The sequence below is a fragment of the Cytobacillus purgationiresistens genome (genome assembly GCF_030813235.1).
Lineage (GTDB): Bacteria > Bacillota > Bacilli > Bacillales > Cytobacillaceae > Cytobacillus > Cytobacillus purgationiresistens.
This window is the reverse complement of sequence record NZ_JAUSUB010000058.1, coordinates 1-11,746: the sequence shown is the minus strand read 5'-3', so window position 1 is coordinate 11,746 and position 11,746 is coordinate 1. Positions and strand designations below refer to the sequence as shown.

Sequence of the window (11,746 nt, the reverse complement as noted above, 5' to 3'; positions counted from 1 at the left end):
AGGTCTTAAGTCACGAATGAATTGAAGGTAAAGATCGACCTTCATTTCCTCCGCGTCTTAAGCTTGTCGGGGCTAAGCAAGCCACCTCCACATTTCTATTAAGGAGGATTTTTATGACATCTGTTAAGACTTTGGCTGAGACTTTGAAAGAGAAAAGAAGTGAGATTGAAGCTGGTGGGGCACCGAAATATCATGAAAAACTTGCCGAACAGAATAAGCTTTTTGTCCGAAAGCGTTTAGAGCTTCTGTTTGATGATGGCATCTATGAAGAGGATGGAAAGTTTGCGAACTGTAAAGAAAAAGATCTGCCTGCTGACGGGGTCGTTACGGCAATAGGAAAGATAAAAGGGCAAACGGTTTGTGTGATGGCAAATGATTCGACAGTTAAGGCGGGGTCTTGGGGAGCAAGAACGGTGGAAAAGATCATTCGCATCCAAGAAACAGCCGAAAAGCTCAAAGTGCCAATTCTCTACCTAGTTGATTCAGCGGGTGCGCGTATTACTGATCAGTTGGATATGTTCCCAAATAGAAGGGGAGCAGGGAAAATATTCTATAATCAAGTTAAATTGTCTGGGATGATTCCGCAAATTTGCTTATTATTTGGTCCTTCAGCAGCAGGAGGAGCTTATATTCCTGCCTTTTGTGATATCGTCATCATGGTTGATCAAAATGCTTCAATGTATTTAGGGTCTCCAAGAATGGCGGAAAAAGTAATCGGAGAAAAAGTAACGTTGGAGGAAATGGGAGGAGCACGCATGCATTGTACAGTCAGCGGATGCGGTGATGTTCTTGCCTTTAGTGAAGAAGAGGCGATTGACTCAGCTAAGCGTTATCTCAGCTTCTTCCCGGCTAGCTTTAAAGAAAAGCCGAAAAAAATTGAGAATGTACAGCCAAAAGCTGGCCGTGAGCTTGAAGCAATTATTCCCAAAAATCAAAATGCACCATTTGATATGTACGAATGTATTGATGCGTTAATTGATGAAGGCAGTTTTTTTGAGATAAAGCAGCTTTTCGCTGCGGAAATTATTACAGGGCTTGCGCGAATCGATGGCAGGCCAGTGGGCATTATTGCGAATCAGCCGAAAATAAAAGGGGGCGTTTTATTTGTTGACTCTGCAGATAAAGCGGCAAAGTTTATTCAGCTTTGCGACGCCTTCCATATTCCGTTATTATTCTTAGCTGATGTACCGGGCTTTATGATTGGTACAAAGGTTGAAAGAGCAGGCATCATTCGTCATGGAGCAAAATTGATTGCTGCGATGAGTTCAGCGACTGTTCCTAAGATATCAGTTGTTGTTCGTAAAGCATACGGCGCAGGTCTATACGCGATGGCAGGTCCGGCATTTGAACCAGATTGCTGTATTGCTTTACCAACTGCACAGATAGCGGTAATGGGTCCAGAAGCTGCTGTGAATGCTGTGTATTCAAATAAAATTAATGCGATTGAAGATATGAAGGAAAGAATTGCTTTTGTCCAGGAAAAGCAGCAGGAATATAAAGAAACCATAGATATTTATCAGCTTGCATCTGAACTTATCATTGATGAAATTGTTGCCCCAGATGAATTGCGAAATATGCTGATTAGCAGATTTGATTTGTATGAAACAAAAGACATGCCGTTTAGCGATAGAAAGCATCCGGTTTATCCGGTATAAATAGTGGCCCCTTGTTCTGATTTTTGAACAAGGGGTTTTTGTATAAAAGCAAATTTTATTGTATTAGCTCTTTCCAACTATTGAAAAATTCTGTTAAAATAATACTAAATAAAATGGCAAAAGAAGAGGTTAGTATGAAGATAAGTATAATTGGCGGGGGTTCCATCGGGCTATTATTCGCTCATTATTTAAATAAGTATCATCATGTTACACTTTATGTCCGTTCTGAGCAGCAAGCACGTTTATTATCTTCATCTGGACTTATTATGCAAAGTGACCAAACCGAAGATCATCAAACAATTCAAGCGGATGTTATACATAATTGGACAGATGAAAATGACCTGACAATCCTTGCAGTAAAACAGTATCATCTCTCTGATCTCATGGAGAAATTGGGCAGCCAAACAGGATCTCCTCTATTATTTCTGCAAAATGGCATGGGCCATCTAAGCATACTTCAAGAGTTAAAGCAAAAGGAAATTCTTTTAGGGGTTGTTGAACATGGTGCGCTAAAAGTAAACGGAAATACAGTTATTCATTCAGGGTTTGGCAAGACGAAATTGGCAAAGTACAAAGGGAGCAATGAACTTGTACATGAATTACTCTCCAGCCCGATTGTTAATTTTTCCTTTACATTAGAGAACAATTATCTTTTCATGCTGCAAGAAAAGCTGGTTGTGAATGCAGTCATTAATCCAATAACGGCCATTTTAAAGATTAGAAATGGTGAATTAGTAGAGAATAAGGATTTTTATATTGTTTTTCAGCAAATGTTTCATGAGGTAGTAAAGGTTTTAAATATAAAAGACATAGATCACACCTTTTCATATTTGGAATCCGTGTGTAGGCAAACAGCAGCCAATCGTTCTTCGATGGTGAAAGATATTGAGGAAGGGCGTCCGACAGAAATAGATGCCATTCTCGGCTATCTATTGGATGAGGCTAGGCGCAAAAAAATACATACTCCGTTAACAGCGAGCTTATTTCATTTAATAAAAGGATTGGAAGAAAAGGAGGGGAATTAGTGGGGGCGGCTTTTGCATCCGTTATAGCAACGTTTATTACTTTACCAATGCTAGGCTATCTAATTGTTTTTGTGATTACCAAACAAGTTACGAAGCAGCATAAACGCTCCGTTAGTGCTGCATTGGATGTCAGTACCCTCCTGCTCATTATTTCTGTACATTATTTAATTATTTCTATCTGGAAACAATCTTTACTATGGGTTATATTATTGCTCCTCTTGTTTACGGCTATTATATTTGTTATTAGTTATTGGAAGATAAAGCAGGAGATTGACTTTTTACGAATATTTAAAGGGTTTTGGCGTGCGAATTTCCTCATATTTTTTACAGCCTATATCATTTTAACGCTTATCGGTATTTTTCAGAGAGTGACCTATTTGGTTTCCATGTCCTAATAAGTATAATAAAAATTTCTCAGTGCATATAAGCAAAGTTTTTTTCTTTTCTTTTCTGACAATGCTATACTCATATGGATTAATGCGAAAATGTGTTTAGAAAGGAAGTTCATAAATGGAGATTTTGAATCTCTCATTGCCGGCTACAAACCGGTTTGCTACAGAGTATATTGCACAAACTGAAGATATTCAGCGATTTTTCCATTATCGCTATAATGATTCTTCAGACTATCAGGCGCGTCTTAATGAATTGAATAATCGGTCCTTTATGAGAGAAGAATTATCCTCATATATTAATTCCTATATGGAGAAATTCCCGTCTTCAGATAAAGTAGAAGAATCACTGGCAAAGCTAAAAGAAGATAACAGCGCAGTTGTCATTGGGGGTCAGCAAGCGGGTATTCTAACTGGTCCGCTTTACACCATACATAAGGTTATTTCAATCATTTCCTTGGCCAAGCAAAAGGAAAAAGAGTTAGGTATCCCAATTGTCCCCGTCTTTTGGATAGCAGGGGAGGACCATGATTATCAAGAAGTTAATCATGTGTATGTAGAAAATCGTAAGCATTTAATGGAAAAAAGAGTTTATCCGGAAAAAATACTTGAGAAGAACATGGTTTCAAATATTGAACTTGATATTGAGATTTGTTTAAAGTGGGCGGAAGAGGTAATTGAATCCTTTGGTGAAACTGAATTTACGAACGAATTATTGGAATTTGTTCATGAGGCCATCAATCGTTCGAACACTTTTGTTGATTTCTTCTCATATATCATCATGCAGCTATTTAAAGAATACGGTCTTCTGCTTGTCGACTCTGGAGATGAAAATTTTCGTTCTTTAGAGAAGGAAATATTAAAGAAGCAAGTTAATGCGGCAGTTGAAATCACGAATGCGGTTATTTCACAGCAGAAGTCAGTGAGAGATAATGGCTATAGTAATATGATTGAGCTGACAGACAATGCGGCTAACTTGTTTTATTATGATGAAGTGTATAAGGAACGAATTCTGCTTGAGTATAATCAAGCGGAAAGAAAATTTAGCGGCAAGGATGGCGTGATTTCATTTAGTCATGAGGAGCTGCTTCGGGTTGCAGAAAACGAACCGGAAAGACTTAGTAATAATGTGGTTACGCGTCCATTAACGCAGGAATGGTTATTTCCAACTCTTGCCTTCATAGCAGGACCTGGTGAAATCGCCTACTGGGCAGAATTAAAGCAGGTGTTTGATCAATTTAATATGAAGATGCCACCACTTGTACCGCGGTTGAATTTCACAATCATTGAACGCCCGGTGGATTCTTATATGGAAGAATTGGGATTGGAGTTGGAGGACACACTTCAACATGGTACCTCAGAGAAGAAGCAAGCTTATCTGGATTCCATTCGAAGCAAAGAAAGAGATGAAATATTTTCAGCCATAAAAGAGCAGTTATCTGATCAATACCGTCTTCTAGAACTGCACACAAGGAATGAAGACAAAGGTATGCTCCCAATGCTTAAGAAAAATGAAACGATTGTTTTAAATCAAATAGACTTTATCGCTGATAAGCTTGAGCTTTCTAATCAAAAAAAGCATGACACAATGATTCGAAAGTACGAGCGGATTGATTCTGCTCTTACCCCAGGGGGTGCCCCACAAGAAAGAGTTTGGAATGGTCTTTATTACTTGAATCTTTACGGTATGCAGTTTTACTCGCAAATCCTTGAGCATCACTGGAGCTTCGATGGAACCCATAAGATCATTAAAGTATAGTTTGCATTTAAAAGGAAATGTCCTGAGGGATGTTTCCTTTTTTTTGTGGTTTTTTTGAAATCCGAAATCATTCACCCTAATCGGGAATTTTTTTATTGATTTATTCATGTTTACTTTTTTACCTGTCTATAGAATGGAACAACAAAGTCTTTTCCCCTTTTTAAAATTAATAAACATAATTAAGAAAGAAAGAAGGCGATAATCAGCCAAATTATGCAGGGGCTGGCAGACAAAATACACTACAGTTTCTATGGTTCAGACAGATTACTATATATTTTTAAAAAATATTGTAAATACAGGGCGAACGAAAACTGAAAACAATTTAATATTTTTGCAGGAATTTATTGGTGGCAAGCGAAATTTTTAAAATAGTGGAGGAAAGTGGAGGATTGTGGTACATTTGTGTTAGAAAGTGGGTGTAACGGGTATGTTCATGGGAGAATACCATCATAACGTTGATACGAAGGGTCGTTTGATCGTTCCCTCTAAGTTTCGCGAAAACTTAGGAGAGACGTTTGTTTTGACTCGCGGATTGGATCAATGCTTGTTTGGTTACCCAATGAGCGAATGGAAAGAGATGGAAATAAAACTCAAAGCTCTGCCATTAACTAAAAAGGATGCCCGCTCCTTTACCCGATTTTTCTTCTCGGGTGCCACTGAATGCGAAATCGATAAGCAAGGAAGAGTGAATATCACTTCCCCACTGCTGCAATATGCAAAATTAGAAAAAGAATGTGTCGTTTTAGGCGTATCCAATCGAATTGAGATTTGGAGTAGGAATCTTTGGGAAGAATATTTTGCAGGATCAGAAGAATCTTTTGCTGAAATTGCAGAAAATATGATTGGGTTTGATATTTAGATTAGTCATACTTAATTTCCCAAAGTGCTTCGCGTGGGATCTGTTAATCATTAACAAATGAATTACATAACTGACGGCACATGCGATATGCTTTTCGGTTGGAAAGGATGGACAACTATGTTTGATCATACAACAGTATTACTTAATGAAACGGTTGATGGACTGAATATTAAAGAAGATGGCATTTATGTCGATTGTACTTTAGGAGGCGCTGGGCACAGTGAATTAATATTGTCTAAGCTCTCAGGAAAAGGAAAGCTTTACGCTTTTGACCAAGACGATGCCGCTATTGCACACGCAAAGGAAAAGCTTGCTGCCTTTGGTGACAGGATTACGATGATAAAAAGCAACTTTTTGTATTTGGAAGAAGAGCTTGCCTCATTAGGCGTAGAGAAAGTCGATGGGATTTTATATGACTTAGGTGTTTCATCCCCACAATTAGATACACCTGAAAGAGGCTTCAGTTACCACCATGATGCACCCTTAGATATGAGAATGGATACGGATGCAGATGTTTCTGCCTACGATGTCGTGAATAATTGGTCATACGGTGAGTTAGTTAAGATATTTTTTAGATATGGTGAAGAGAAATTTTCTAAGCAGATCGCCAGGAAGATAGAAGCTGCAAGAGAAATCGCTCCGATTACAAGTACTGGACAGCTCGTCGATATCATTAAAGATGCGATTCCAGCACCAGCGAGAAGAAAAGGCGGACATCCGGCAAAAAGAGTGTTCCAAGCGATTCGGATTGCAGTTAATGATGAGCTTGGTGTATTTGAAAAGTCTTTGCAAAAAGCAATTGGCATCTTAAACCTTGAAGGAAGAATTAGCGTCATTACCTTCCACTCATTAGAAGATAGAATTTGTAAGGCTACATTTAAACAGGCAAGTGAAACGCCTGAGTTGCCACATGGATTACCGATCATTCCAGAACAGTATAAGCCGGAGATGAAATTAATCAATCGTAAGCCTATATTGCCATCGGAAGAGGAATTAGAACAAAATAACAGAGCAAGATCAGCTAAATTGCGAATTGCAGAGAAAATTAAACTATAAATAGATGCTATAAAATGAAACAGGAGGGGAAATATGGGGAATTTAGCTCAAAAACTACAAGAAGAACAACAGTTTCAGCAGCAACAACAACCCGTTCAAAAGCCTAAAAAGGTATCTGAGAGAAAATCATTGCTCTCACCCGGTGAAAAAATTTTAGGAATTGCGTTCGCAGGGGCGGTATTTCTTGCCTCCAGCCAAATTGTGTCTAATCAGGCATCCATTTATGAAATGAATGCAGAGATTCAAAAAACAGAAGCGGGCATTCAAAATCAACAGCAAGTCAATGCAGACCTAGGTATACAGGTCGAAGAGTTAAGCAGATATGATCGTATCCGTAAGGAAGCAGAGAGACAGGGTCTAGTTCCGAATGAAAATACCAAGGTTGTGAATGATTAATGAACAAGAAACAACCTAATATAAATGTGGGAGCAGTGATATTATTTCTAATATTCAGCCTGCTCTTTTTTGTCTTATTGTTCCGCTTTATTTCCATTCAAGTTACTGGGGAGGCAGGCGGACAAGTTGTAGCTGCAAAAGCGAAGCAATTATACGGAGGGCAAAGTATAATTGAAGCGAGAAGAGGTACGATTTTTGATCGGAATGGTGAAGTGATAGCGGAAGATGCAAACTCCTATCAGTTAATTGCTATCTTAAGTAATTCAATGACAACGGATAAAGATCACCCGAAGCATGTCGTGGAGCCAGAAAAGACTGCGAAAGAACTGGCGAAGTATATTGATATGGACGAAGGGGATATTTATAAGCGCCTGACAATTGGCGGGGATCCATTTCAGGTTGAGTTTGGTAGTGCAGGAAGAGATCTATCTATTCAAACGAAAAAGGAATTAGAAGAATTAAAGCTTCCAGGAATCATATTTCAGCAGGATACAAATAGATTCTATCCTAACGGTTTATTTGCCTCACATAGTATAGGCTATGTTGATAAGCAAAAGAACGAAGAAGGCAAAGTGGTGCCACAAGGGATGATGGGGCTGGAGATGACTTTGAATGACCTCTTAACTGGAACGGATGGAAAGTTTTCATATGAAAGCGACCTTTGGGGCTATTTGTTGCCAAATGGAGATGAAGTTGTTAAACCGGCGAAAAATGGAAAAGACGTTTATTTAACGATTGATAAAAAAATTCAAATCTTTCTTGAGGATGCGATGAGTAAGGTTGATGAAGAATATAGTCCAGAAAAAATGATTGCTATTGTGGCTGATCCAAAGACTGGAGATATTCTTGGCATGTCTCAAAGACCTTCATTCGATCCTAAAACTAAGGAAGGTATTGATCAAACTTGGCGTAATCTTGCAATTGAGGATTCATTTGAACCAGGTTCAACAATGAAAATATTTACACTTGCTGCTGCGATTGAAGAAGGTGTATTTCAACCTGACGCATCATTCCAATCTGGTTCATACAAGGTAACGGAAAAGTCTCCGCAGATTAAAGATCATAATGGCGGTAAGGGTTGGGGAACGATCTCCTACTTAGAGGGGATTCAGCGCTCCTCCAATGTAGCCATTGCAAAAATGGTTAAAGAGCAATTAGGCTATGATACATATAGAGAGTACCTGACTGAATTTGGATTTGATCGTCCGACAGGAATTGATTTGCCGAATGAAACAGGTGGGAAAATTGTATATGAATGGCCATTGGAAAAAGCAACAACAGGGTTTGGTCAAGGAACTGCGATCACCCCTATGCAACAAATTCAAGCAGCAACAGCAATCGCAGATGATGGCAAAATGAAGAAGCCACATGTCATTAAAGAAATTGTTGACGCGGATAAAGAAAAAACAGAGCAAAAAACAAAGACAGAAATTGCTGGTCAGCCTATATCTGCAAATACGGCAAAGAAAGTAAGAGATATCCTTGAGACCGTTGTTTCGTCTGAGAATGGAACAGGATTCAACCGTTATAATATAGATGGTTATGAAGTAGCAGGTAAAACAGGGACAGCTCAAATACCGAAAAGTGGTGGAGGCTACTTAACTGGTCATGAGAATTATGTGTTTTCCTTTATAGGTATGGCACCAGCAGATGATCCAGAGCTGATCGTGTATGTAGCTGTGCAACAGCCGGACATCGATTTAAGCACGAACGGAGCGGAGCCGGTATCACAAATCTTTAAGCCGGTGATGAAGAATAGTCTTAGTTATTTAAATATAGAGCCTTCTGATTATGCCAAGCTTCAAGTCAATGAAACACCAAATGTAAGTGGTATGAAGGTTGAAACCGCTAAGAAAAAGCTGGAGGAATTAGGGTTAGACCCTGTCGTAATCGGTGATGGTGCAGAGGTTGCTGAGCAAGTTCCAGGTGATACTTTCAATATGCTTGAAGGCGAGAAGGTTCTCATCAAAACGGATGGAAAGCTCACAGTGCCGGACCTCGGTGGTTGGTCATTAAGGGATGTATTGAAATTTGTAAAAATCAGTAACCTGAAGCTCAATTCAGTTGGAAATGGGTATGTGGTCAAGCAAAACTTGAGTCCAGGATCGATCTTGAGTGATGGTGATTACTTAATTGTTGAATTAGAATCACCAGGTAATCGTGCTCAGCAGGCTGAGGATGAAGGTGCACAAGACGAGTCGAGTGAGAATGGAGAGGAAGCAGACGAAGTGAGAGATTAGCGGTTTCCTGCCCCGTTTGCCACCCTTGTCCGTTCTAAAGGAATAAGTACAAGCATATATTGGAACGAGCCAGATTGAAAAAGGAGGTTCGTTCTTATTATGCGCGTATCGAATGTAACGGTTAGAAAAAGATTAATAGCTGCTTTGTTTGTCGGCATATTTATATTCTTAATCATTGATTTGCGGCTAGGCTATGTCCAGTTGTTTTTAGGTAATGTGCTTACGGATGGCGCCAAGGAACTTTGGAGCAGGGATATCCCATTTGAACCTGAAAGAGGCCAGATTGTTGATCGTAATGGTGTGCCGCTCGCAACAAATGTGAGCGCGCCGACAGTATATGTTGTTCCTCGTCAGATTAAAGATCCGGCGAATACGGCAGAAAAGCTTTCAGTTGTTTTAAATATGTCAAAGGAAAAAGTCTATCAATATATCTCGAAAAGGGCATCGAGTGTAAAGATTCCTGAAGCAAGAAAAATATCCCATGAAAAGGCAAAAGCGGTACGAGCACTTGAGCTGGATGGCGTATATATTGGTGAAGATTCAAAGCGTCATTATCCATTCGGTGATTATTTATCTCATGTACTTGGGTTTGCCGGGATCGATAATCAGGGTTTAATGGGGCTTGAACTTTATTATGACAAAGAGCTGCAGGGAGAAAAGGGTTCTGTTAAATTCTATGCAAATGCTAAGGGAGAAAGAATGAATGATATGGCGGATGACTATCAGGCGCCAGTTGATGGAAATAACTTAATGCTTACAGTGGATTCAAAGGTTCAAACCATCATGGAAAGAGAGCTGGATAATGCTGAGGCAAAATATCATCCCGATGGCATCATTGCGATTGCAATGAACCCAAATACAGGAGAGATTCTAGGCATGTCAAGCAGGCCAAGCTTCGATCCCGCAAATTTTCAAAATGTATCCCCTGATGTCTATAATCGTAATTTGCCAATTTGGAGTTCTTATGAGCCTGGTTCAACCTTTAAAATTATTACACTTGCTGCTGCGTTAGAAGAAGGAAAAGTAGATCTTGAAAACGATCATTTCCACGATCCAGGCTATGTTGAAGTGGGCGGAGCCAAGCTGCGTTGCTGGAAAAGTGGCGGTCATGGATCGCAATCTTATTTAGAAGTCGTGCAGAATTCCTGCAACCCTGGATTTGTTAACTTAGGTGAAAGATTAGGAAAAGATAAGCTTTTTAAATATATTAAAGACTTTGGTTTTGGCCAAAAGACAGGTATTGATTTACAAGGGGAAGGGACAGGTATTCTCTTTAATCTTGATCGAGTAGGCCCAGTTGAACAAGCAACCACTGCCTTTGGTCAAGGAGTTTCGGTCACGCCGATTCAGCAAGTAGCAGCTATATCAGCTGCTATTAATGGAGGGACTTTGTATACGCCTTACATTGCGAAGGAACTCATCGATCCCACAACAGATGAAGTGATTATGAAAAAATCTCCTACAGCAAAAAGGCAAGTCATTTCAAAGGAAACATCTAAAGAAATCAGACATGCATTAGAAACAGTTGTTGCGCAAGGTTCTGGAAAAAATGCCTTTGTCGATGGATACAGGGTCGGCGGCAAGACTGGTACCGCTCAAAAGGCACAAGGCGGGAAGTACTTGGAAAATAATCACGTTGTTTCATTTATTGGATTCGCTCCAGCAGATGATCCTGAAATTGTTGTTTATACTGCTGTCGATAACCCAAAAGGCACTGTACAGTTTGGTGGAGTAGTTGCTGCACCTATTGTTGGGAATATTATTGGCGATAGTTTACGAGCAATGGGTGTTAAGCCGAGAAAAGACCAAATAGAGAAGGAAATTGCTTGGCCGGATTCACCATTGATTGAAGTACCGGACTTAGTGGGGATTACAAAGCGTGAGATTGGTGAGATGATGGTCGACCTGCAAATTGATGCAAGCGGCACTGGCGACACAGTGGTGAAGCAATCTCCCCTTCCAGGCGTGAAATTGAAGGAAGGATCCACAATTAGACTCTATTTTGATCAGCAGGAGTAGACTTTAAGGCGGCAAATTAAAATGCCGCCTCTATTTTTATGTTTTCCTATTTTAGGATATAAGCTAGTCTTGAAATAATAGGGAAACATCATTTGACCTGTAATCAATTCGGGGCTGAGCGAGGCCCTTCCGCCTTTCTTGTTGTCCAGCTACAGGGCCTAGCCCCTCGAGGTCTTAAGTCACGAAGGAACTGAAGGAAAGAGCACCTTCATTTCCTTCGCACCATAAGCTTGTCGGGGCTGAGCGAGGCCCCTCCGCCTTTCTTGTTGTCCAGCTACAGGGCCTAGCCCCTCGAGGTCTTAAGTCACGAAGGAACTGAAGGAAAGAGCACCTTCATTTCCTTCGCAC

9 protein-coding genes are annotated in these 11,746 nt (G+C 39.9%); all 9 read left to right on the top strand.

Features of this window, described 5'->3' with window-relative positions; all coding sequences use genetic code 11:
* Positions 1–113 precede the first annotated feature (113 nt).
* The 9 genes from J2S17_RS28295 to J2S17_RS28255 all read left to right on the top strand — a co-directional run bounded on the left by J2S17_RS28295 (position 114) and on the right by J2S17_RS28255 (position 11,398).
* Positions 114–1,655, top strand: coding sequence for an acyl-CoA carboxylase subunit beta (locus J2S17_RS28295; RefSeq protein ID WP_307480617.1), 1,542 nt, complete (start codon positions 114–116; stop codon positions 1,653–1,655).
* Between the two features lie 134 nt (positions 1,656–1,789).
* Positions 1,790–2,680, top strand: coding sequence for a 2-dehydropantoate 2-reductase (locus tag J2S17_RS28290; RefSeq protein ID WP_307480615.1), 891 nt, complete (start codon positions 1,790–1,792; stop codon positions 2,678–2,680).
* Complete coding sequence (locus J2S17_RS28285; RefSeq protein ID WP_307480613.1) at positions 2,680–3,075, top strand: DUF3397 domain-containing protein; 396 nt, start codon at positions 2,680–2,682, stop codon at positions 3,073–3,075. The genes J2S17_RS28290 and J2S17_RS28285 overlap by 1 nt, the downstream gene beginning before the upstream one ends.
* 115 nt (positions 3,076–3,190) lie before the next feature.
* Positions 3,191–4,828 carry a bacillithiol biosynthesis cysteine-adding enzyme BshC gene (gene bshC, locus J2S17_RS28280; protein ID WP_307480611.1) on the top strand — a complete coding sequence of 546 codons (1,638 nt, stop codon included), beginning with the start codon at positions 3,191–3,193 and terminating at the stop codon, positions 4,826–4,828.
* Positions 4,829–5,255: 427 nt separating this feature from the next.
* Positions 5,256–5,687, top strand: coding sequence for a division/cell wall cluster transcriptional repressor MraZ (mraZ, locus tag J2S17_RS28275; RefSeq protein WP_307480608.1), 432 nt, complete (start codon positions 5,256–5,258; stop codon positions 5,685–5,687).
* Between the two features lie 117 nt (positions 5,688–5,804).
* Positions 5,805–6,743, top strand: coding sequence for a 16S rRNA (cytosine(1402)-N(4))-methyltransferase RsmH (gene rsmH / locus J2S17_RS28270; RefSeq protein ID WP_307480605.1), 939 nt, complete (start codon positions 5,805–5,807; stop codon positions 6,741–6,743).
* A gap of 33 nt (positions 6,744–6,776) precedes the next feature.
* Positions 6,777–7,139 carry a cell division protein FtsL gene (ftsL, locus tag J2S17_RS28265; RefSeq protein WP_307480602.1) on the top strand — a complete coding sequence of 121 codons (363 nt, stop codon included), beginning with the start codon at positions 6,777–6,779 and terminating at the stop codon, positions 7,137–7,139.
* Positions 7,139–9,379: a penicillin-binding protein gene (locus tag J2S17_RS28260; RefSeq protein ID WP_307480599.1), complete on the top strand. Its 2,241-nt coding sequence runs from the start codon at positions 7,139–7,141 to the stop codon at positions 9,377–9,379. Before ftsL ends, J2S17_RS28260 begins: the two co-directional genes overlap by 1 nt.
* 99 nt (positions 9,380–9,478) lie before the next feature.
* Positions 9,479–11,398 carry a stage V sporulation protein D gene (locus J2S17_RS28255; protein WP_307480596.1) on the top strand — a complete coding sequence of 640 codons (1,920 nt, stop codon included), beginning with the start codon at positions 9,479–9,481 and terminating at the stop codon, positions 11,396–11,398.
* Positions 11,399–11,746 lie beyond the last annotated feature (348 nt).

Excerpts from the sequence above, each read along its gene's own strand:
- J2S17_RS28295 (WP_307480617.1), top strand. The coding sequence starts at position 114 with ATGACATCTGTTAAGACTTTGGCTGAGACTTTGAAAGAGAAAAGAAGT.
- J2S17_RS28290 (WP_307480615.1), top strand. The coding sequence starts at position 1,790 with ATGAAGATAAGTATAATTGGCGGGGGTTCCATCGGGCTATTATTCGCT.
- bshC (WP_307480611.1), top strand. The coding sequence starts at position 3,191 with ATGGAGATTTTGAATCTCTCATTGCCGGCTACAAACCGGTTTGCTACA.
- mraZ (WP_307480608.1), top strand. The coding sequence starts at position 5,256 with ATGTTCATGGGAGAATACCATCATAACGTTGATACGAAGGGTCGTTTG.
- rsmH (WP_307480605.1), top strand. The coding sequence starts at position 5,805 with ATGTTTGATCATACAACAGTATTACTTAATGAAACGGTTGATGGACTG.
- ftsL (WP_307480602.1), top strand. The coding sequence starts at position 6,777 with ATGGGGAATTTAGCTCAAAAACTACAAGAAGAACAACAGTTTCAGCAG.
- J2S17_RS28260 (WP_307480599.1), top strand. The coding sequence starts at position 7,139 with ATGAACAAGAAACAACCTAATATAAATGTGGGAGCAGTGATATTATTT.
- J2S17_RS28255 (WP_307480596.1), top strand. The coding sequence starts at position 9,479 with ATGCGCGTATCGAATGTAACGGTTAGAAAAAGATTAATAGCTGCTTTG.